Origin of the sequence: Methanimicrococcus stummii, assembly GCF_032594435.1 — an archaeon.
GTDB classification, from domain to species: Archaea; Halobacteriota; Methanosarcinia; order Methanosarcinales; family Methanosarcinaceae; genus Methanimicrococcus; species Methanimicrococcus stummii.
In genome coordinates this window covers 854,713-877,150 of the sequence record NZ_CP131062.1, presented here as the reverse complement: position 1 = coordinate 877,150, position 22,438 = coordinate 854,713, and the positions used below count along the sequence as shown (strand labels likewise).

The 22,438-nt window shown below is 44.6% G+C and carries 16 protein-coding genes, 1 tRNA gene, 3 rRNA genes and 1 pseudogene; 13 read left to right on the top strand and 8 right to left on the bottom strand.

Going from position 1 to position 22,438, the window contains the following annotated elements; translation table 11 throughout:
* Positions 1–214: 214 nt before the first annotated feature.
* A complete protein-coding gene (locus tag MmiEs2_RS04220; protein WP_316560172.1) occupies positions 215–892 on the top strand; it encodes a hypothetical protein in 678 nt (225 codons plus the stop codon).
* A gap of 33 nt (positions 893–925) precedes the next feature.
* Here the strand turns inward: MmiEs2_RS04220 and MmiEs2_RS04215 are convergent, their stop codons facing one another.
* The 4 genes from MmiEs2_RS04215 to MmiEs2_RS04200 all read right to left on the bottom strand — a co-directional run bounded on the left by MmiEs2_RS04215 (position 926) and on the right by MmiEs2_RS04200 (position 6,619).
* Entirely contained in the window at positions 926–1,387 is a 462-nt protein-coding gene (locus MmiEs2_RS04215) for a hypothetical protein (RefSeq protein ID WP_316560171.1), read from the bottom strand.
* Between the two features lie 120 nt (positions 1,388–1,507).
* The gene (gene leuS, locus MmiEs2_RS04210; RefSeq protein WP_316560170.1) at positions 1,508–4,561 is read right to left on the bottom strand and encodes a leucine--tRNA ligase; all 3,054 of its coding nucleotides are present in this window, start codon (positions 4,559–4,561) and stop codon (positions 1,508–1,510) included.
* Positions 4,562–4,627: 66 nt separating this feature from the next.
* Entirely contained in the window at positions 4,628–5,845 is a 1,218-nt protein-coding gene (gene thrC, locus MmiEs2_RS04205) for a threonine synthase (protein WP_316560169.1), read from the bottom strand.
* A 309-nt stretch (positions 5,846–6,154) separates the two neighbouring features.
* Positions 6,155–6,619, bottom strand: coding sequence for a ribbon-helix-helix domain-containing protein (locus tag MmiEs2_RS04200; RefSeq protein ID WP_316560168.1), 465 nt, complete (start codon positions 6,617–6,619; stop codon positions 6,155–6,157).
* 284 nt (positions 6,620–6,903) lie between these two features.
* On the opposite strand from MmiEs2_RS04200, the gene MmiEs2_RS08370 reads away from it, so the two are divergent.
* The 8 genes from MmiEs2_RS08370 to mtaA all read left to right on the top strand — a co-directional run bounded on the left by MmiEs2_RS08370 (position 6,904) and on the right by mtaA (position 15,854).
* Positions 6,904–7,152 carry a DUF8108 domain-containing protein gene (locus MmiEs2_RS08370; RefSeq protein WP_478219581.1) on the top strand — a complete coding sequence of 83 codons (249 nt, stop codon included), beginning with the start codon at positions 6,904–6,906 and terminating at the stop codon, positions 7,150–7,152.
* Between the two features lie 47 nt (positions 7,153–7,199).
* Complete coding sequence (locus tag MmiEs2_RS04195; protein WP_316560167.1) at positions 7,200–7,823, top strand: hypothetical protein; 624 nt, start codon at positions 7,200–7,202, stop codon at positions 7,821–7,823.
* Between the two features lie 167 nt (positions 7,824–7,990).
* Complete coding sequence (locus MmiEs2_RS04190; RefSeq protein ID WP_316560166.1) at positions 7,991–8,554, top strand: hypothetical protein; 564 nt, start codon at positions 7,991–7,993, stop codon at positions 8,552–8,554.
* Positions 8,555–9,136: 582 nt separating this feature from the next.
* Positions 9,137–10,611, top strand: a 16S ribosomal RNA gene (locus MmiEs2_RS04185).
* A 164-nt stretch (positions 10,612–10,775) separates the two neighbouring features.
* Positions 10,776–10,848 (top strand) — tRNA-Ala (locus tag MmiEs2_RS04180).
* Between the two features lie 265 nt (positions 10,849–11,113).
* A 23S ribosomal RNA gene (locus MmiEs2_RS04175) occupies positions 11,114–14,044 on the top strand.
* Between the two features lie 225 nt (positions 14,045–14,269).
* Positions 14,270–14,391 (top strand): 5S ribosomal RNA (rrf, locus tag MmiEs2_RS04170).
* The 16S, 23S and 5S rRNA genes sit together here with 1 tRNA gene alongside, the layout of an rRNA operon.
* Before the next feature lie 416 nt (positions 14,392–14,807).
* On the top strand, positions 14,808–15,854 hold the full coding sequence (mtaA, locus tag MmiEs2_RS04165; protein ID WP_316560165.1) for a methylcobamide:CoM methyltransferase MtaA: 1,047 nt from the start codon (positions 14,808–14,810) through the stop codon (positions 15,852–15,854).
* A 33-nt stretch (positions 15,855–15,887) separates the two neighbouring features.
* Here the strand turns inward: mtaA and MmiEs2_RS04160 are convergent, their stop codons facing one another.
* Both MmiEs2_RS04160 and MmiEs2_RS04155 read right to left on the bottom strand, forming a co-directional pair.
* Positions 15,888–16,484, bottom strand: coding sequence for a hypothetical protein (locus MmiEs2_RS04160; RefSeq protein ID WP_316560164.1), 597 nt, complete (start codon positions 16,482–16,484; stop codon positions 15,888–15,890).
* A gap of 65 nt (positions 16,485–16,549) precedes the next feature.
* A complete protein-coding gene (locus MmiEs2_RS04155) occupies positions 16,550–17,206 on the bottom strand; it encodes a histidinol phosphate phosphatase domain-containing protein (RefSeq protein WP_316560163.1) in 657 nt (218 codons plus the stop codon).
* Positions 17,207–17,380: 174 nt separating this feature from the next.
* Between MmiEs2_RS04155 and MmiEs2_RS04150 the strand changes: the two are divergent.
* Positions 17,381–18,130: pseudogene (locus MmiEs2_RS04150) on the top strand (4-phosphopantoate--beta-alanine ligase); the annotation flags it as partial.
* Positions 18,131–18,269: 139 nt separating this feature from the next.
* On the opposite strand, the gene MmiEs2_RS04145 reads toward MmiEs2_RS04150, so the two are convergent.
* On the bottom strand, positions 18,270–18,530 hold the full coding sequence (locus MmiEs2_RS04145) for a hypothetical protein (RefSeq protein ID WP_316560162.1): 261 nt from the start codon (positions 18,528–18,530) through the stop codon (positions 18,270–18,272).
* 51 nt (positions 18,531–18,581) lie between these two features.
* The gene (locus MmiEs2_RS04140; RefSeq protein WP_316560161.1) at positions 18,582–20,309 is read right to left on the bottom strand and encodes a tRNA uridine(34) 5-carboxymethylaminomethyl modification radical SAM/GNAT enzyme Elp3; all 1,728 of its coding nucleotides are present in this window, start codon (positions 20,307–20,309) and stop codon (positions 18,582–18,584) included.
* Positions 20,310–20,483: 174 nt separating this feature from the next.
* On the opposite strand from MmiEs2_RS04140, the gene mer reads away from it, so the two are divergent.
* From mer to MmiEs2_RS04125, 3 genes are read left to right on the top strand one after another with little or no spacing between them, the layout of a single operon-like run.
* Positions 20,484–21,485 (top strand): 5,10-methylenetetrahydromethanopterin reductase, encoded by a 1,002-nt coding sequence (gene mer / locus MmiEs2_RS04135; RefSeq protein ID WP_316560160.1) that lies wholly within the window; start codon positions 20,484–20,486, stop codon positions 21,483–21,485.
* Between the two features lies 1 nt (position 21,486).
* Complete coding sequence (locus MmiEs2_RS04130; protein ID WP_316560159.1) at positions 21,487–22,002, top strand: nicotinamide-nucleotide adenylyltransferase; 516 nt, start codon at positions 21,487–21,489, stop codon at positions 22,000–22,002.
* On the top strand, positions 21,950–22,432 hold the full coding sequence (locus MmiEs2_RS04125; protein WP_316560256.1) for a hypothetical protein: 483 nt from the start codon (positions 21,950–21,952) through the stop codon (positions 22,430–22,432). The genes MmiEs2_RS04130 and MmiEs2_RS04125 overlap by 53 nt, the downstream gene beginning before the upstream one ends.
* Positions 22,433–22,438: the final 6 nt, after the last annotated feature.

Sequence of the window (22,438 nt, the reverse complement as noted above, 5' to 3'; positions counted from 1 at the left end):
TTTAAAAAAGACAGGTTCTCAATAGGTGTGCAAAGTATTTTAAACTTATCAGAAATACGCAATTTAATCAAGACAAATTGTGCATTTTTTATTGAGCAAACTCTGATTTCGTAATTCGTCCTCGAAATTCGGAACGGTTGAAATCAAGTTTAGTTCACTGTCAATCATGTTAATTTGCTTTTGCCGTACCGTTGTCATTGATTTTGGTGTATTTATGCAGGAACATTCGGATTTATCAGTTGAAATTTACGATTTATTAAAAGACGGCCGCCAGCTTTCAATCAGCGGAATCACACGCGAGCTGAAAGCGCGCGATTTCAACGAGCATCGCCTTATCGTAACCGGTTACCTTCGCGCGCTCAAAGATATGGATTGCTTAAACGAATTTGATTTGTCGCCGTCTAAAATTTACACGCTGAAAGCGGACGATAAAAACGCGAACGGCTTTTCAAAGTCAAAAACAAATGCGAACGTCGATGCAAACGCCGCGGACATTTACGGTTTGGTCGGCGAGAAGCTTTCTAAAACAATGTCTTCTGTTATCAAAATTGAAACCGCCGTTTATATTTTCATGACTCTTTTTGACCGCCCGTGCTTTGAATCCGAATTAAACGCGGCCGGCATTGATTCCGTTCAGCTTTCAAAATATTTCAGCGCGCAAACGGATTCCAATACCGATTCCAATCTTGTTTTCAAATCCAAAGATTTCAAAAAATATTACGACGAACTGCCGCAAATGAAAAATTCGCAGGCATATGAAATTCACACCGATAAACTGGATCCCGATTTCCTGATGCGCGCCGTCAATCTCTTGACCGCGCTTTTAAAAGATGAAGTTGATGTTTCTGATTTGGTTTCAAAAACGGCGAATACGAGTTTGCTGAATTTCTGATTCGATTTTCAGAAAAATCATTTTTCATTATTTTTAGTACATTTTAATAATCTCAATTTTAAAAACAACCGGTAAAGATCCTTTTTGCCATTCTGCCGCGTAATTTTCTAAAATGCCGGTGACCTCTTTAAACTCTGCCAAATCTTCTTCCGTTAAATTTTCTCGGTATTGTTCTCCCACTAAAACAATGACTGCAATTTTTTTGCTGCTGCTGTCCGGGTATAAACTGTATCCGTATCCCTTAACGAAACCGCCATTCTTATACAAATATTTGTCAAGCGCGCCATCAGCTGTAAGTTTATCAATATCGCAAGTTGACGAACTGAATGATCCGTCCGGATTTATTCCAAAAGTCGCAATAATTTTTTCATATTCTGTTTTATTCAAATTCGTTTGATCATCTGTCGAATCAATATTATCCAAACAGCCTGAAATCATACTTGCCATCAAAATTAAAATAAATATAATTGCAGTATGGTATTGCATTTTTATCATTGATTATTGCTTTTGTTTTAATCTTTTTAATAATTTGTTAATTAAAAAGATCTGTCTTTTTTTGTCTTTAAAAAAGGGTGCGGCTCGCGCGCACAATGGCGGCGCAAGCCAAAAATAATTTCACTCAATATAAATCGCCGGTCTTCCCGGTTCCGCGAATCTAGATTTCTTTTCCGGATCATAAGCGTTTCCGGCGTCAATTTCTTCCGCGTTGAAGATTTCAACCGCGCAGCCGAGTTCTTTTTCAAGGAACTGTTTGGCTTCTTCCAAAACGGCTTTCTCGTCCAAATCTGCGTTCAAATATCTCAAAACGGTGTCAATGGATGAGCCGCGAATATCGCCGGCAACTTTTTGGATATATTTCTGAGCGTCTTTGCCGCGAGAGCGAATAATCGGCTCTTCCATGCTTTTTTGCATGAGCTCTTTCATCTCGACAACGCTTTGGTTTTTGATGGCTTGGAGCATGTCATCCGCCCTGTCTTTGATATCTTCTTTGACATAATGGCGCATCGTTTCAATACTCGTTGTCACGATTTCCTTGTCTTTTGAAATTTCTTCCTGAATCTTTTCCGTCGGAACAAATTCGGAATTTGCCAGCGCGATTTCCGCCGCTTTCTTTAAAATCATCACGCGCCATTCGTGCGTCGTGTAAAGGTAGACTTTTTTCGGCTCAATCTTTGCCACGCGAATGATTTCTTCGACATCTTCAAGTGTTTTGATGATGATGTTTTCGGCAACTTCCGCCGCTTCGTCAACCAATTCCGGGTCTTCTTCCGGATACGGCGCGAACGCGATGGATTCCGTGTGTCCGAGCGCATCCCAAACTTCTTCGCAAATGTGCGGCGTAAACGGCGCCATCAATTTGGTCCAAGTTTCGACGACTTCGGTTAAACACTGTTCGCCGCCTCTTTTGTGATACCATTTGATATCATTGTAAATCAAAAAGAAAGCGTTTTGAATCGCGTGCCGCGTGTGAATCGTATCCAGCGCCGTGTTAACTTCGCGGATGTATTGCTGAAGACGGCTTTCAATCCAGCGGTCGATATGCGTTTTCTCGGCGGTTTCCGAGATTTGGCAGCCGCTTTCAATAATTTGCCGGACAAAATTGTAGAATCTGCCGATTTGCGCGCGAGCCGACTCGATGCCTTCGCGGCGCCAGTCCGCGTCCTGCGCCTGCTCGGCAGCGGAGAGGATATACATGCGCGTCACGTCCGCGCCGTATGTGTCCACCGCTTCTTTTAACGTCAGAATCGGGCCTTTGGATTTGCTCATCTTCTGTCCTTCAAGTGATACGAAACCGTTCACAGCCAAAGCTTTCGGCCATTTGGATTCGTCAAACAGCGCGACGTGGTGGAACAGGAAGAAAAGCAGGTGGTTCGGAACCAAATCTTTTCCCGAAGAGCGGATGTCAACCGGATACCAGTAGTTGAATTCCGATTTCATCTTGTCGATTAATGCCGCGTCCAGACTGCTTGCGTCGGCCGCGTCTTTGACTGTTCCGATGTCCAAAAACAGATAGTCTAAGAACGGGCGTGTCATCATCTCAGGCGTAATCGTGCCGTCGTTGATGTAATTGGCAATGGTATAATAAGACATGTAAATGGTGGAATCGCCGAGTGATTCAATCAGCCAGCGCGGGTCGCACGGCAGTTTTGTGCCGAGTCCTTTTGTCCGGGCGCAGGCTTTGTCTTTGAGCCAGTCGATTTTGTTTTCAAATTCCACGCGGAATTCGGGGGGAATGACTTCCATCATGCCGAGGCATTTGTAAACTTTATCTTTCCATTCGGGGTTGGAATAATTGAGGAACCATTGTCCTTTGACCATGTTGACAACGCACATCGTTCCGCAGCGGCACTGAACGGGTTCGCTGAATTCGTAGAAAACGCTTCCGATGCCCTGCGCGATGAAATCCTGCGTCAGGCGGTCCTTAATTTTTGAAACCGGCATGCCTTTGTATTTGCCGGTGATTTCTTTGAGCGTTCCGCCGTGGAATTCCCGCCGATAGACGATTTTTGTCGCTTCTTCGGCTTTCGGATCTTTTTGGTCGGTGACACCGAGTTCGACAACAACTTCAGCCGCCGGCGCTTCGCCGTAATCGGGGACATCAATAACCTGAATCGGTTTGATGTTTTGAATATCGTCGGCAGTGATGCCGTAGTTTGTCAAATCCTGAGTTGCCAAGTCTTTGAGCGCGAGATAATCATAAGGCGCGTGCGCCGGAACACTCATGACAACGCCGCTTCCGTTGTTTCCGCGGACAAACGGTGCCGGCAGAATCTGAATGATGTTGTCGGTTGCCGGGTTTTTGAGTTTTAAGCCGATGAGGTCGTTCGCGTTGAGTTCTTCGACCAATTCAACGTTCCAGTCGGTGTAAAGCAGTTTTTCGTACGCAACTTTACTGACAACCCAATATTCTTCAAGCTCGTCTTTTTCCATTTTCAATTTCACGTACTCAACTTCGGGGTTGAGCCAAAGATTGGTCACGCCGTAAACCGTTTCGGGGCGCAGCGTCGCGCAGGGGAAAATTGTGTCTTTGTGTCTGAATTTAATCAGCGTGTATTCGACAAGCGTTGCTTCTTCACCGCGCAGAATGTCGTGGTCTTCGACGGGATTGTTGTCATGCGGACACCATTTCACGGGGTGGGATCCTTTGACGATGAGTCCTTTGTCATAGAGATTTTCATACTGCCATTCGATAAATTTCTGAAAAGCCGGGTCCATGGTTGTGAATTTTCGGCGCCAGTCGATGGAATAGCCGATGATGTTCATTGCATTTTCGGCTTCGACTTTGAAATAATCGACAATTTTTTCAGGCTCGTCCAATGTCGGCAGAATGTCTTTCGGAATGCCGTGCAGTTCGGTGTAAACTTTCATCGTTGTCGGATCTTTTTCGCGAATCAAATCTGCGAGGCCGACAATCGGTGTTCCTGTGACGTGAAAGCTCATCGGGTAGAGGACGTTGTATCCCTGCATGCGTTTGTAGCGTGCAATAACGTCTCCGATCGTAAACGTGCGCGTGTGACCGGCGTGCAGGTTTCCGTTTAAGTACGGGAACGGAATTGTGATAAAGAATTTTTCTTTATCCGTCACAGGATCGGCTTCAAAGATCTTTCCGCTTCTCCATTTTTCCTGCCACTTGGATTCGGTCTCTTGTATGTTATAATCCTCTTGCATTTGTTTCACCGGATTTCCGACTTGTTTTCCTGTTATTCTTTCTGTTCGAACCAATAATCTTAATCCTTATTCGAAAACGGCTTTTCTCAATGCTTCCAGATTTGCTTCAACGGTCACGGGTTCGGTGCAGACGCTGATGACTTCTTCGGGGTCTTTGAGGAGGTGGCCGGTGGTCACACAGACAACGGTTTCGTCTTTGGAAATGAGTCCTGCGTCAACCAGCTTTTTGAGGCCGGCTACGGATGTTGCGCTGGCAGGCTCAACGCCGATGCCTTCAAGCTGCGCCAAGTCCTTTTGCGCTTGGACGAGTTCGGCGTCGGTGACGGATTCGGCCATGCCGCCGGATTCTTTGATGGCGATGAGTGCTTTTCTTGCGTTGACAGGGTCGCCGATTCGAATGGCGGTTGCGATGGTTTCCGGATTCTTCTCCGGTGTGATGTCATCGGCATCGGCTTTGTAAGCTTTGACAATCGGGCACGCGCCTTCGGTTTGAATGCCTGTCATTTTCGGGCGTTTGTCGGTGATTCCGAGCGTTACGAATTCTTTGAAACCTTTGTTGATTGCGGTGATGTTTCCCGCGTTTCCGACGGGCAAAACAACGCGGTCGGGCACTTTAAATCCGAGCTGGTCAACGATTTCAAAAGCAATGGTTTTCTGTCCTTCCAAACGGTAGGGGTTGACGGAATTAAGCAGGTAAATCGGTTCCTGCTCGCAGAGTTCGCGAACGAGCGCAAGCGCGTCATCGAAGTTTCCTTTAATCATGATGACTTTGGCGCCGTGCATGAGCGCCTGTCCGATTTTGCCGAGCGCAACTTTTCCGGCCGGAAGCAAAACAACGGACGGAATACCGGCTTTCGCGCCGTAAATGGCAAGCGCGGCAGACGTGTTTCCTGTGGATGCGCAGGCAACTGTTTTCATGCCAAGCTCAATTGCTTTTGAAACGCCGACGGTCATGCCGCGATCTTTAAACGACCCGGTCGGATTCATGCCTTCATGTTTGACGTAAAGTTCCTTAACGCCGATTTTCTTGGCGAGGCGGTCGCATTTGTAAAGCGGCGTTCCGCCTTCTCGGATGCTGACCGGCTCGATTGCAATCGGAAGCAAGTCCTTATACTTCCAAACCGACGGCGGCGCGGTTTTTAATTTTTCCATGTCCATGTTCTTTTTGATTTCATCGTAATCATAGATGACATCCAAAAGCCCGTCACATTTTCGGCAGGTGTAAATGATTTCTGTTTTGTCAAAGTCTGCGCCGCATTCGATGCATTTCAGGTAATAATCCATTGCTTGATGCTCCTGTTTCAGAGTTATTGATTAAAAATTGAATAATTATGAATGAAAAATGAATATTGATTTTATTTATTATCTTATCGATTGATTTGGTTTTTCAGAACTCATTAATTCATTATTAAGTTTGTGTCATTTTTCTTCTTTTGTTGAAGTTTCAACTGAAATAAAAATAACAATTGGTTTTGGTAATGTATGATAAATGATTTTGTTACATAAATTAAAGCTGCAAGGGAAATTTGAAAAAAGACTGACTGTAAGTATAAGTGCAGCTTTGTTGTAAGTTGTAACTTTTAATTTATGAGTTTAGTTTTTTTTCTTTGTCTCAATATCATTTATTATTTCTTTGATTAATTCTACTAAATCTTCTTTTGTAAACACATTCATTTCTTCATCTGGTTTTAAACGCTGTTCGATATTTATATAATATTCAAAAAAATCTTTCAGCGCAAGGCGAACAATATATGATTTGTTCTTTTGGGTGATGGCAACTAAATTTTCAAGTTCTTCATCTAAAAATTCGCTATATGTGACGGATATGCTTTGTTTGGGTGATTTGTCATCTTCTTTTAATTCTACCTTTTTTGAAAAATCAAAATTAAGATTATTTTCATATATTGCCATTTTTCCCAAATACATGGAAACTGCAACGTTTACAACATCCGATATTGATGAAAATTTGCCGGCTTTTATTAACTGATTCATTTTGTTAAGATATGGTTGACTTACCGTAAGGGAGATTGAGGTTTTTCTACGGTTTGTCGATTTCATGAATGCTTCATATTTTTAAAATAATATTATCATTCGCGGTGTAATTACACCATGTTTCTTATTTATGGTGTACGTGTCTTATATTTTGCATAATTTATTTATATTTGTAGTGGTATGGTGCTATTTAATAATGAGTTTGGTTTCGTTTATCGGGTTATTTTTCTCATAGCTAATTTCGGGCTATCAATGATGAATTGTGAATGAAGATCCATGACGAATTTCATAACGGATTCCGCGAACTCATTGAATAATTTTTAGCAAAATCAAATGGAGGTTTGTTTAATATGAGGATAATAACAGTAGATACAAAAAGAGCGTTGGAAAGGCGGGTTGAAGAATATGTCCTGCAAGGTTATTCGGTAAAAACACAATCTGATACAACCGCAACAGTTGAACTCCGAAAATTTGGAAGTATATTTTGGCATATTATTTTCTTTTTGATTTCGTTTGGTCTGTTGAATATTCTTTATCTCTTATATTCATATTTTGTGAAATGTGATGAAGTTTTGATTAAAGTGGAAGAGACTGATTAATTTATAGTGAGAATATTGGAAATTTCTTTCTTCATGGTGTTTTTACTATGGCAATTGATAAAAATCAGAAAAAATTATTGTTTTGGCTTGTAATTTTTGCAGTTCTTGCATTTTTTATGCTTTCTACTTATGTGAATAATTTCACTGACAGTAGTAAGCCAAATGATAATATGACAACAAGCAATGCATCAAACAACTTCTCGAATAACACATCAACTACAAATTCTTCTCAAATTCCTAAAAGTACAGGTCCGGCCGGTATAAATGAAAGTGAATTAAAAAAAGCTACACAAGCGACTAAATCTGCATTTCGGGAGTCTGGGGTGTATGAATTCGATGATATGAGTGTTTCATATAACCAATCAAATAATGAAATAACCGTTATAATCAGTGTTTTGGATACAACAAAGGGACTTTATGCAAAAAAAATGGCAGAAACCACCCTTAAGCGATTGAATGAAGAAGTTCGTGTTTACAATTCCAGCATTAAGCCACATAGTACTACTTATTACGGGGGCTTATATGATGAATGTAATTTGACAATCATGGTTGTTCCCAAAAACAACATGTATGATTCAAAATATTGGTATATTTCTCAATACATGACAAAGGGAACTCATCGGAATATAACTCTTAAAAAAATGTACGCGAGTGGTTCTATGTATATTTAAATATTTAGAGATTGGGCCATTTATTACTAAAATGAATCATTATTGAATAATTTGAAAATTTATTTTTATGGCCCATGCTATTAATTTATTATAAATTCTTTGGATGACACATCCTAATTTTTAAGTTTTGGCAATTAATTTATTTATGAATGTTGGAGGTTTAAATTGTGGTATCTCAAATTAAAGAAAATCGTTTAAATTATTGGGGAATGCTTCTCCAAAATCCTTTTTTTGAAGATGGGTATTTCAAACGTGGATATATGAAAAAGTATTCCAACGATAATTATTTGGCCTTATCTCGAAAAGAATGTGAAGGTATCTTTTTTAATTTCAAATTTGATGCACGAGATATTGGTGACAACCGGTCACCCGATGGACCATATGTAGCCGTTGAATTAACACTCCATTCTAAAAATGATGATAAACTCCCGATTTATACTCATTTAGAACAAAGACGGATCTCTATTAAAAACCAATTAGATTCCTTAGAACGGGAATTCGATGCTGTTTTGTATTATAATCCTAAGTTTCAAATTAAATCTCATCTTGCAACTGGATCTCAAAAAGAATATACAACGTGTGTTTCAGGAATTCAATTATGTAAATTTGATTTGGATTTCAAAGATGAATCTCATTTCGAAGAAGCATGTGAATTCCATCTTAAATGCATGCCCAAATTTAAATCTGTATTGGAATCAGAACTTAAATTGATTATGGGGGAATTAATCTGAATGTAATAAATAGGATTGCTGGATAATTTATTTCTTATATACGAAAATTCTGGCAAAACCCTTAAATACTTAACACCACTCTTTGGATTCCTCTCAAATCGCTCAGATTTGAGGCGTAAAATTCAAAATGAAAAGTTTTGACGAGAATCTTTATATATCTCAAAGCTATTCTGAGAATCTCTCGTTTGACGTGCTTTGAAACGTCTTGTGAGAACAATTTTACATTCATCTAATAATGAAGTCCGGAGTTTTTTCCGCGACTGATATGTGACCTGATGTTTCGGTAAACTTCGGCGGTGATTTTCAAAATTTCAGTTTGTTTTAACAAATTGAATCAAATTGTAAATCATCGTTACGAGATTTACAGGAATATCAAACTGTGTACAAAGGAAAGCAACTCAAAAATCTAAGAACTAAGTGTGAATAGCGCTTTATTCGTGGTTGACAAGTTTTTTCCGACAATTCTGATTATTCAGCAATGTTTGCAGTATTTCCAAAACCAGCTATTAAAAGCAACATCAAAGTGTGTACAGGATTACATTGAAAATGCTCACAGCGTTTTAAATGTTAAATTCAAATATAATTCCGGTTGATCCTGCCGGAGGTTACTGCTATCGGTGTTTGACTAAGCCATGCGAGTCAAATGTTCTTCGTGAACATGGCGTAATGCTCAGTAACACGTGGATAACCTGCCCTTAGGTCCGGCATAACCTCGGGAAACTGAGGATAATTCCGGATATCTCTTCTCTGCCGGAATCGCTTGAAGAGACAAAGAATTTCGCCTAAGGATGGGTCTGCGGCCTATCAGGTTGTAGGGGGTGTAATGTACCCTCTAGCCGACAACGGGTACGGGTTGTGAGAGCAAGAGCCCGGAGATGGATTCTGAGACATGAATCCAGGCCCTACGGGGCGCAGCAGGCGCGAAAACTTTACAATGCAGGAAACTGTGATAAGGAGACACCGAGTGCTCGCATCAAATGCGGGCTGTCCACATACCTAAATCGTATGTGTTAGCAAGGGCCGGGCAAGACCGGTGCCAGCCGCCGCGGTAATACCGGTGGCCCGAGTGGTAGCCGCTTTTATTGGGTCTAAAGGGTCCGTAGCCGGTTCGGTCAGTCCATTGGGAAATCCGGATGCTCAACATCCGGGCTTCCAGTGGATACTGCCGAACTTGGGATCGGGGGAGGTAAGAGGTACTACAGGGGTAGGAGTGAAATCTTGTAATCCTTGTGGGACCACCTGTGGCGAAGGCGTCTTACCAAAACGAGTCCGACGGTGAGGGACGAAAGCTGGGGGCACGAACCGGATTAGATACCCGGGTAGTCCCAGCCGTAAACGATGCTCGCTAGGTGTCAGGCATGGCGTGACTGTGTCTGGTGCCGAAGGGAAGCCGTGAAGCGAGCCACCTGGGAAGTACGGCCGCAAGGCTGAAACTTAAAGGAATTGGCGGGGGAGCACAACAACGGGTGGAGCCTGCGGTTTAATTGGACTCAACGCCGGAAAACTCACCAGGGGAGACAGCAATATGTAGGTCAAGCTGAAGACTTTACCTGAATCGCTGAGAGGAGGTGCATGGTCGTCGCCAGTTCGTACTGTGAAGCATCCTGTTAAGTCAGGCAACGAGCGAGACCCGTGCCCACAGTTACCAGCGGCATCTCCGGATGGCCGGGTACTCTGTGGGGACCGCCGGTGTTAAATCGGAGGAAGGTGCGGGCTACGGTAGATCAGTATGCCCCGAATCTCTTGGGCTACACGCGGGCTACAATGGACGGGACAATGGGTAACTACCCCGAAAGGGGATGTTAATCTCATAAACCCGTTCGAAGTTCGGATCGAGGATTGAAACCCATCCTCGTGAAGCTGGAATCCGTAGTAATCGCGTTTCAACATAGCGCGGTGAATACGTCCCTGCTCCTTGCACACACCGCCCGTCAAACCACCCGAGTGGGGTATGGGTGAGGGTATGGACATCGTGCCGTATTCAAACCTGAATTCCGCAAGGGGGGTTAAGTCGTAACAAGGTAGCCGTAGGGGAATCTGCGGCTGGATCACCTCCTAAGAATAAAACACCGCCGAATGCCGAAAAAACATCAGGTCACAACAAAAAACCAATAAAAGATCAATTCAAATAAAATTTGAAAATAAATCAAACTAAATTGAAACCAAAAGATCATCGGGCAAGACCCAAAAACAAATCGGGCAACGCCCGAATTTACGTATTGGGCTTGTAGATCAGCTGGAAGATCGCCGCCTTTGCAAGGCGGAGGCCTGGGGTTCAAATCCCCACAAGTCCATTTATTGGAAACAATAACAATCGGAATCATTCTATAACCGGAATTATCCGATGACAACAACAAGAAGCGCGTTTAAAAACGCGCCGGGGTGCAATTCCTCTCACAAATTTATAATGCACTCCGCGATTTCTCGCGGGGGAAGGACGGATAAATCGTGTGCCAGCACGGAATTTAAGTGATGTCATGTAAAGGTTGAAGAAGATAAACAACAACAAATCAACAAGTTGGACAGATATATCAGACGCTAACTGAAAAATCGGTTAAGCGAATGGTGTTACGCCAACAGGTGGATGGCTCGGCTCAAGAGCTGATGAAGGACGTGCCAAGCTGCGATAAGCTCAGGGTAGACGCAAGGAATCTATGAACCTGAGATCTCCTAATGGGAATCCCGTTGTCCGCGAGGGCAGCGATCAGTCATGATCGGGAACGCCCCGAATTGAAACATCTTAGTAGGGGCAGGAAAAGAAATCAATAAGAGATGCCGTTAGTAAAGGCGATTGAAACCGGCAGAGTTCAAACTGAATCCTTTGCAGTAATGTAAAGGAGATGTGGTTTACGGCTGACATTATTTTCCTATTTCATTGAATCAAACTTGCCTGAAACGGCAGACCATAGAGTGTGATAGTCACGTCGATAAAGATGCAAGGAAAATCGTCATGTCCTGAGTAGTGTGGGTCGGAAATCTCGCACGAATATGGGGGTCACCAATCTCCAAAACTAAATACTCCTTGAGTCCGATAGCGAATTAGTAGGGTGACCGAACGCTGAAAAGTACCCCGAGAAGGGAGGTAAAAAGTGCCTGAAACCTGTTGGTTATAGAACGATGGGGCGTGAAAGGATCTTTCTTATGAAGGAAGAAGCTGCGAGGCTTTTGTACGAATAAGATTGCCGATGTTCCATCTTAAGTTTTGAAGAACTGGCCAGGGAGTTTATCTTGGTGGCGAAGGCTAACTGTTCTTACAGGCAGCCAAAGCGAAAGCAACATGTGCGCAACTCTTCGAGTGAGGCACGGCGTATACAAGTGCGCGGAGTCACCGGGATAAGACCCGAAGCCGGGCGATCTAGGCGTGGGCAGGTTGAAGCGTGGCGAAAGCTGCGTGGAGGACCGCAAGTGGTATTGATCTGCAAATCATTCACGTGACCCACGTCTCGGAGTGAAATGCTAATCTAGCCCGGCATCCGCTGGTTCCCTCCGAAACATGTCGTAGCATGACCTGACCCGAGGTCGTTGGTGGAGTAGAGCACTGATTGGGGAATCCGGGGAAGAAATTCTTCGCTCTTCTGTCAAACTCCAAACCCACCCACACCGTAGACGGTCGGAGTCCGCACTGCTGGGGTAAGCTTGTAGTGCGTAAGGGAGACAACCCTGCCCGTGGTTAAGGTCCCCAAGTGTCGGCTAAGTGTAAACACTAAAGGGCGTCCCAAGCCCAAAACAGCTGGAAGGTTAGCTTAGAAGCAGCTATCCTTTAAAGAGTTCGTAACAGACCACCAGTCGAGGTTTGGGGCCCCGAAAATTGACGGGGCTCAAGCCGACCACCGATACCACGGAGTACCGTATAGGTAATCTCGTAGGAGGGCGTTGTGTTCGGGCAGAAGCAGGGCTGTGAAGTCCTGTGGACCGTTCACAAACGAAAATCCTGGTAATAGTAGCAGCATAGTCAAGTGAAAATCTTGACCGCCGAAGGGGCCAGGTTTCCTCGGCAATGATCATCAGCCGAGGGTTAGTCGGTCCTAAGACGTACCGTAATCCGAGTACGCCGAATCAGGGAAACAGGTTAATATTCCTGTACCGTTCGACAATAATCCTGACGCTTCAGGGCAGGCCGAGCGGCGTTGTCGCGCCGTTTAAGCATCGAAGTTCGTGGAGAGCCGTAATGGCGAGAAGCGAATGAATATGTTATGACGAAAGTCGGCTGCACCCCGGAGCCCGTGAAAAGGGGTCGAAACGTCCGTACCAAGATCTGACACAGGTGCCCCTAGCTGAAAAGGCTAAGGCGTGACGGAGTAATTCAGTTTAGGGAATTCGGCAAATTAGCTCCGTAACTTCGGGAGAAGGAGTGCCTGCTGTGAAGACAGCAGGTCGCAGTGACCAGGGGGCTCCAACTGTCTAATACCAACATAGGAGATCGCAAATCCGTAAGGATGAGTACGATCTCTGAATCCTGCTCAGTGCAGGTACCTCAAACCCCGGTTCAACGGGACGAAGGGCCTGTAAACAGCGGGGGTAACTATGACCCTCTTAAGGTAGCGTAGTACCTTGTCGCTTAATTGGCGACTTGCATGAATGGATCAATGAGAGCCCTACTGTCCCAAACTGGAATCCGGTGAAGCTTACATTCTAGTGCACAGTCTAGAGACCTCTAGGGGGAAGTGAAGACCCCATAGAGCTTTACTGCAGCCTGTCGTTGAGTTGTGATTTCGAATGTACAGTGTAGGTAGGAGACGTCGAAGCGGGCGCGCCAGCGTTCGTGGAGTCAAAAGTGGGACACTACCCTTTTGGAATTACGATTCTCACTCTCTTCTGAGAGGACCCCGATAGGTGGGCAGTTTGCCTGGGGCGGGACGCCCTTGAAAAGATATCAAGGGTGCGCAATGGTTGACTCAAGTGGGTCGGAAACTCACTGAAGAGTGCAAGAGCATAAGTCAGCCTGACGTTATTTCGCACAACAAGGAATGACGAGACGAAAGTCGGTTCTAGCGAACTTTTGAGCCCGCTTGGTGCGGGCCAAAAACTACAGAAAAGTTACCTTGGGGATAATTGTGTCGTTGCCGGCAAGAGTACATATCGACCCGGCAGCTTGCTACTTCGATGTCGGTTCTTTCCATCCTGGCCGTGCAGCAGCGGCCAAGGGTGAGGTTGTTCGCCTATTAAAGGAGATCGTGAGCTGGGTTTAGACCGTCGTGAGACAGGTTGGTTACTATCTACTAGAGGTGTTTGATGTCTGAGGGTAAGTTGCTTTTAGTACGAGAGGAACAAAGCAACGGTGCCTCTGGTCTACCTGTTGTCTGACAAGGCATCGCAGGGCAGCTACGCACCAAAGAATAAGAGCTGAATGCATCTAAGCTCGAAATCCCACCTAAATAAGAGACATCGTCAAGGACACTCGTAAAAGACGAGGTTGATCGAAACGGGATGTACGCACCAAGGCAACGAGGTGTTGAGTCCGCGTTCACGAATAGTCCGTGCCGCCGCGAGACTGATTTTTCAGGCGATATCTGATTATGTCTGAGTCATCCGTTTGTTGAAATTATTAAAATGTTGTTTATCAAAAATTGAGCAAATGCAATTTATGAATTGTTTGAATTCATTTGATTTGCATTGTTTGTTTTTCAATCATTACATGGCAGTCATGTTTTTCTTTTCAGGAAAAACATTAAATATCAATTATCCGTTTCATATCTCACGCTATAGAGAAAGTCTTTTGGCGGCCATAGCGGCGGGGCGACTCCTGTACCCATACCGAACACAGAAGATAAGCCCGCCAGCGTTCCCTGTTGTACTGAAGTGTGCGAGCCTTCGGGAAGCTTGGATCGCTGCCATGAGTCTTTCTTTATCATTCTTATTTTGTAATTGTTTTTTGAAGTGAAAAGCGGAAGCTTTGGTTTTTATTATTTTATGATTTCTTTTAATTTTGTTTTATTTTTGTTTGCCGTTGGCATCAGGTTTGCGTTTTGTACTTGGCGTCAGGTTTGCGTTTTGCCGTTGGCGTCAGGTTTGCGTTTTGCCGTTGGTGTCAGGTTTGCGTTTTGCGCCGGCTGCCGCCGCCGCGCGCGAGCCACATCATTTTTTCAAAAAGGTTGGAAAAATGGGGGATGGTTTTTTTAAAAAGTTGAAAAAATGAGCCACGATGATTTTTTCAAAAAAATGTTGGAAAAATGAACGATCATTTTTCAATTTTTGCATAACATTTTATTTTTTGAATCCATTAATTATATTACAATATCACGGGAATGATAAAATGGAAACAATGACAATGCTTGAACGCTTTACAAAATCCTTGCAGCTCAAAGAAGTTGACAAGATCCCGGTTTGTTCGGTAACGCAAACCGGAACAATGGAATTAATGGAACTGACTGGAACATCTTGGCCGAAAGCCTTTACGGATCCGAAAGAAATGGCTGCGCTGGCAATGGCCGGCTATGAAATTGCAGGGCTCGAAGGCGTTCGTTATCCGTTCAGTTCTCCCGATATTCCGCAGGCATTCGGATGCGCTTATTCAAGTGGCACATTTAATTCGCCGCCGCATCAGCTGGATTTTCCGTGTCAAACGCCTGAAGAAGTTTTAGATTTAACGATTCCCGAGGATTTGTATGAAAGCCCGGGAATTAAATCAATGATTGAAACGACAGATATTTTGCGCCGGCAAATTGATGAAAAAGGATATGAATTGCCTTTAATTGCAGGAATCTTAGGGCCGGCGTCTTTTGCTTCATGTATCGCAGGCGTTAACAATTATCTAATGTGGTCGGTGAAAGAACAAGATGCTCTTCAACAACTGATTAATCTCGGCGGCGAGGTTTGCGCCGAATACGCCAATGTTCTTTATGATCACGGCGCTGATTCCGTTGTTATTATTGATTCCGAATCCGGGCCCGACTTATTTCCGCCGCCGCTCTTTGAGCCGATGTTTTTATCCGTTTACCAAAAAATGGCGAAAACCATGAAAGGATTAAACATTCTTCACATGTGCGGCGATGCAACCGTTATTTTAGATCCGCTTGCAAAATCCGGATTTCACGGACTCAGCATCGAAGAAAAAACAAGTATGAAATATGCGTCTCAAACAATCGGAGATCAAATTTGTCTCATCGGCAACATTTCACCGTCCGATGAATTGCTTCTTCAATCACTGGAAGTTGTTAAAAAAGCGGCGAAGCAGTGCATCGAAGACGGCGTTCGAATTTTGGCGCCCGGCTGCGGCATTGCGCCGTACACGCCTCTTGCGAATTTAAAAGCGTTTGTTGCCGCAAGAGATGAATATTATGCAGAAAAAGAATCGGTTTGATTCTTTTTCGATTTTATATTTTCTTTTTCTGAATTATTCGTCAAAAACGCTGACTTTTACAGTTTTACAAGTTTCCGTCGGATATTTGTAATATTCGAGAACCTTGAAGAAAAGCATAAACGCGTACCAGTTATCAGTGTCGTCAAAACCGCAGCAGTTTCGTATGTCAAGCTTATTGTTCTTGTAAGTGATTTCGGCGTGAATGGAAACGTCATTTTTCTCGGACGCCAAAACTGTTCCCGTAAAATCTTCTTTCAAAAACGTTCCGGTGCCTTCCAATATGTAAATATCGTTTGTCTCATCTTCCGTTTTTTCTTTTTTCTTCAAAGTGAGTTCTTTGAACGTGTAATCCCTTTGCTTGTACCAGTCATTGGAATGACCCATGTAATCGACGCGGAAGAAAACATCGTTGACGACGAAATTTTCGCTGCTGTCCAGTTTGCCGAAGATTTCCCGAATGGTTTGATCAGACGGAATAATATATTCGGTGCTGGCGATATAATCCTGTTTGGTATACTCGTTGTCATCGATTTCCCAATCCAGTCTTTTGTAGCTTTTTGTTTTCAAATGACCTTGAGGGTCAGTCGCATCATGTTTATTAGAACCGAAAAGTCTTCCGAATAATCCCATATTTATTCACCTCTTCTCAAATAGGCTTTTTAAGCTTTTATATTTTTACTGAAAAAATCTGTTATTTATTGTCGTTTTTTCATTTTTTCAACTAATTCTTCCGAATTTTTAAAAGCCCGATCCGCGTGTTCTTTGGAAAGCCCCGCGCCCATTAAAACATCATACGCCGTTTCTTTTGTAATCATATCTCCCGGGCGATGCGTGTCGGTGTTGCAAACCAATTTCGCGCTTACTTCCGTTGCCAGTTTCGCGACGTGTCCGTTTGTTCGGTTGTGACCGCCGCGTGCCGTAATTTCCAGGCAGGTGTTTGTCGCTTTCGCAAGTTCTGTTTCTTCAAGCGTGATGAATCCGGGGTGGGCTAAAATATCAACGTATTCGGATTCGATTGCGGCGCGGTTTGTTCCGGCAGCAACGGGCTCGACCGGCGTTTCACCGTGAACGACGACAACGTCCGCGCCGATTTCTTTGGCGCGTTTGGCAAGCTTATCAATTTGTCCGGGGGGGACGTGTGTGATTTCAATGCCCGCGAAAATGTCGATTTCCCATTCTTCTTCGATGATTTTGGCTTTTTGAAGAGAAGTGAGGATGTATTCGAAATTCGTAAAATCGGCATGGTCGGTCATGGCAATTGCGCGGCAGCCGTGCATGACGGCGCGGCGGATGTGTTCGGCCGGAATTAATTCGCCGTCGCTGAAAAGTGTATGGGTGTGAAGATCTATCATTGAAAAACCCTGGATTTTTAATAATTCATTTGAATGAATTTTCGGTTTTGTGTTATTTATATATTGCTGATTGATTTTGATTTTTATTCGATTTTCTCAATAATTCAAAATTTAAACGAATGATTTTAAAGCATGAAGCGGTTTTACCAAGCAAATAAATTTAAGGGAAAAATTATGACTGAAATTCCGAAAAACCATCCTCGTTACGAATCGCTGATGACGCGCGAACAAATTGTCGCAGGCGTTGAAAATGGCATGACAAGCCGCCAAGGCTTAATTGCTCAAGGCCGTGGCGAAGCTTTTGATTATTTGATCGGCGAAAAAACAATCGAAAGCGCGGATTACGCCGAAGCGGTTGCGGTTTGTTTGCTGCTTTTGGCTGAGAATCCTGTTATTTCCGTTAACGGCAACGCCGCCGCTTTGGCGCCGGCTGAACTTGTCGCGCTTTCGCAGCTGACAGGCGCGAAACTGGAAGTCAATCTGTTTCACAGAACGGAAGAGCGCATTCAAAAAATCATCAGCGCGCTGAAAGAAAACGGTGCTGATGTCGTTCTCGGCGAAAACGCCGAGCCTTTGCTGCCGCTCGAACATGAGCGCGCGAAAGTCGAGCGCGACGGCATTTTTGATGCTGACGTGATTTTCGTACCGCTGGAAGACGGCGATCGCTGCAAGGTTTTGGCAGACATGAAAAAATTAGTGATTGCGGTTGACCTCAATCCGCTTTCAAGAACGGCGCAGACGGCGCATGTCAGTATTATTGACAATTTGAAGCGCGCACTTCCGAAAATGATTGATATGATTCCTGAATTCAAAAACATGAATGAAGAAGATTTGTGGGAAATCGTTGACGCGTATGACAACAATGTCGTTTTGGTCGATGCGATTGAAACGATGAAAGAAAATTTAACCGCCAAACAAAATGAGATTCTCGGTATTGAAAACGACGATGCCGGCAGCAAAAAAGAAAAGCCGGAAGATCCGAGAAAAGCCGGCAGAATCCAAAGAAATGCTGAAATCGCGCGTAAAGTTTTGATGCGCGGCGGCGATTTAATGATGGAATAAATCAAATCCGAAATCGGGTTTGATTCTTTTTCTTTTTTTTAATTTTATTTCTTTTAGAACTGACACTTAATTGAAAATATTGCGCCGCGCTGATTTTGATTTTTGCTGCGTTGGGTGTTGTGTTTATTTCTGCGTTGGGCGTGGTTTGCGTTGCCGCTGACATCTGTTTCTCAGAGCAGCCGTTCGCTTCGCGAACGTGATGCTGCTGCCTTCCCGTTTCCGCTTGCCGCCTCGTCGCGCGCGAGCCGCACAAACTTTTCAAAATTTAATCAAAATTTGTCCCCTCGTTTTTCAAAAATAAAAAAAGAATTCCTTACAATTTTTTCGTCATGTAAGTGCCGTCAAAAACGTATCCGTATTTTCGATAATATTCGCGAACGCCGATTCCGCTGATGACTGAAATCTTGTCATAGCCGCCGTCTGCCGCAATTTCCTCCGCTTTTTGAATCAATTCCTTGCCGTAGCCGCGGTGCTGCCAGGAACGGTTGTTGTCGGCAAGCGGCGCGGTCAGCGTGTCGGCGGTCTCGCCGAGCGGTGTGAGCGACCCGTAAACGTGAAGCTCGCGGATGAGCGCGGTGTTTGAAAGTTCCGGGCGGTGCGGCGCGTTCGGGAAACGGAGGCGGACAAATCCGATGAGAACGTCGGCTTTCAAATCTTCAAACGAAATGAAATGCTCGGTGCCGCCGCAGCAATCGTAGCTTTCGACGAGCAGCTGAATATTTTCAGGGCTCGGCGGATTGTTTTTCAAAATATTGTGACCGACTTCGCGGCAGCGGATGCATTTGCATTTTTCGCCGCGTTCGTGAAGCAATTTCTCGGCAAGCTGCCGCACATTGCTTTTTTGAATGCCTGCCAAAATCTGATCCGCCGGAATATCGCGCTGAATCCGCTGAAGCCGCGTCCATTTCGGCAAAATCGCTTTGATTCCGGAAACCAATTCCGGACCGTTGGAATCATCAAGCGGCGCGTATTCGCCGTTTTGCCACATTTCGCAAAGTTTTGTACCTTCCGTTACCAGCGTCGGATAAATTTTCAAATAATCCGGTTTGAAATCCGGATTTTCAAAAAGCGCCTTAAAACCTTCGATGTCGCGGTCAAAATCCGTATCGAACAGACCGGGCATCATATGAAATCCGACTTTAAACGCGCTGTCGCGCAGGCGGCGGTTCGCGTCAGCCGTTTCCGTAACCGTATGCCCGCGATTCATTTTGAGAAGGACATCTTCAAAAACGCTTTGAACACCAAGCTCCACCTTCGTTCCGCCGATTTTCAAAAACGTATCAATATGCTCTTCCTTCGTCCAATCCGGCCGCGTCTCAAGCGTCATGCCGACATTTCGAACATAAGCCGTCTCATTCGATTTCTGAACATCGGCAAGCGTGACAAACGGATAAGCCGAATCCGGCGACTCGTAATTCGGAACATCAAGCCGCCATTTCGGAATTCCCTGCGCGGTCTCTGCATTGCTTTCCGCGTCGTAATCGTTCATCGCCTCCAAACAGCGTTTCACGAACCATTCCTGATAATCAATCGTGCGCGCCGAAAACGTGCCGCCCATCACAATCAATTCCGCTTTGGAAACGTCGTGCCCGATCGTGTTCAGCTGTTTCAGCCTTGAGCTGACCTGCGCGTACGGGTCAAAGCGGAACTCAAATGCGCGCATCGCTGCCGGCTCGCGTCCCATGTAGCTTTGCGGCGACTCAAACGCCGAGTCGGGGCCGCCGGGGCAGGGCAGGCACTTGCCGTGAGGACAGGGTGCAGGCGACGTCATCGCGGCGATGACGGCAACGCCTGAAATCGTTCGAACCGGTTTTCTTTGAAGCACATCGCGAACCGCTTTCTGCTCCGCCGGATTTCCGCGAAGAATGATGTCGCCGTTGCTTGGAAGCGTTGATAAGCCGTATTTTTTACAAACTTTTTTCTTCATTTTGGCGAGATCTTTTTCGGATTCAAAATCGCCGCGGGCGGCAGAGAGAAGAATCTCGCGGCAGGCGGCATCGAATTTTTCATCGGATTTATCAAATTCCCGGTAGCTCATCATTTCACCAAAATCAACAAAAAGCCGGCAATGGATGCCGGACAACAACTTTTAATAATTCATATTTCTGAAAAAGTATGTGTCATTCATGTAATAAGTATATAAGTTCTGTTACTGTAACCATAATAAATTCTATTCATCAAATATATTCAAATTAATTCAAATTTAAGTGATAAAATGAAATTCGGCATTGAATTCGTTCCGAACGAACCCGTATTTAAAATCGCCGCCTACACGAAAATGGCGGAAGATCGGGGTTTTGAATACGCTTGGATTACCGACCATTACAACAACCGCGAGGTTTATTCCACCATTTCCGTCTTGGCGCTCTCAACCAACAAAATCAAACTCGGCGCAGGCGTTACCAATCCGTACACGCGAAGCCCTGTCGTCACCGCCGCAAGCATCGCGTCCGTCAATGAAATTGCAGGCGGCCGCGCGATTCTTGGAATCGGTCCCGGCGATAAAATGACATTTGAAGCGCTCGGCCTCTCCGGTGAAAAACCGCTTTCCGCCGTCAAAGAAACAGCCGAAGCCGTCCGCGAACTTTTAACCGGCAAAAAAATCACGTACGACGGCAACACAATTCAATTGAAAAACGCGAAACTGGATTTCGCCGACCCGAAAAAAACGGGTGTGAATATGAATCTTCCGATTTACATCGGCGCCCAAGGTCCGAAAATGCTTGAAATGGCCGGCGCCGTCGGTGACGGAATTTTAATCAACGGCTCACACCCCGACGATTTCAAAGCCGCCGCGATTCAAATCCAAAAAGGTGCGGCCGCCGCGAACAGAGATGTCAAAGACATCGACATTGCCGCATACACTTGCTTTTCAATTGACGCAGACGCGGAAAAAGCGTACGCCTCGGCAAAACCGGTCACGGCGTTTATCATCGCCGGCGCGTCAGGCGCACTTTTAGAACGCCACGGCATTTCCGAAGAAAACAAAACAGAAATTGCCGGCGCGATTTCCAAAGGCGATTTCAAAGGATTGAATACGATTATTACCGACGATATGGCGGATCGTTTCGCCGTTATCGGCGATTTCGATAAATGCATGAAAAAGGCAAAAGAATTGGAACGCGCAGGCGTTACGCAATTGGTTGCCGGATCACCGCTCGGCCCGAACAAAGAAAAATCAATTCAACTGATCGGACAAATCATTTCGGAGTTTTAAAATGAAAAGAGCATTCTACGTCGGCCGTTTTCAGCCGTTTCATTACGGTCATGAGAAAATTTTAAACACGATTGCCGAAGAAGTCGACGAAGTTGTCATCGGCATCGGCAGCGCTCAAAAAAGTCATTCGACGCGCGATCCGTTCACGGCCGGCGAGCGCGTTGAAATGGTTCTCAAATCTCTTGAAAACTTTCCGATCCGCCATTACATTATTCCGCTTCAAGATGTCGAATACAACGCGCTTTGGGTGCCGCATGTCAAATCCATGTCCCCGAAATTTGATGTTGCCTATTCCAACAATCCGCTGGTCATTCAGCTTTTTACGGAGGCAGGCATCGAAGTCCGCCGCCCCGCAATGCATGAGCGCAGCATTTATTCCGGAACCGCGATTCGCAAATCCATGATTGAAAGCAAAAACAGAGAATGGACAGAATATGTTCCGCCGACCGTTGCCGAAGTTATTGATGAAGTCGGCGGCATCTGCCGCATCAAAAGAGTTTCGGGAAACGACGAATGATTTTGGAGTGCCTATGTCCTATTCTAAAATTCTCTCTCCCGGTCAAATCGAATCTTTGACAGTTTACATTTTTTTCGTTGTCGTTATAGTAGGTTTGCAGTTATATGCAGATCACATAAACGCGACAACAAGCGCTCTTTCGCTCGTTACGACAATTCCTTTATTATTGGCGTTTACATTGCCGTCTCGCGTTTTATCGGTTTATTGGAAAATTATCAGCGTTTTTTTGGCAATGGTTATCACGGCTCTTTATTTTGGTGTTTCATGGCCGCAAAGATATGTTTTGGGCGATGACGGTTATTACACAATTGTCAATGATTCCGTCGGTCTTTCTTCATATACAAGTTTTGTTTGCATCATTGCGCTTTTGTTTTTGTTTGTTGTCCTGTTCTATAAAGTGAAAGTCAAAAAAACGGCGGCATTTGATTAAAATCAT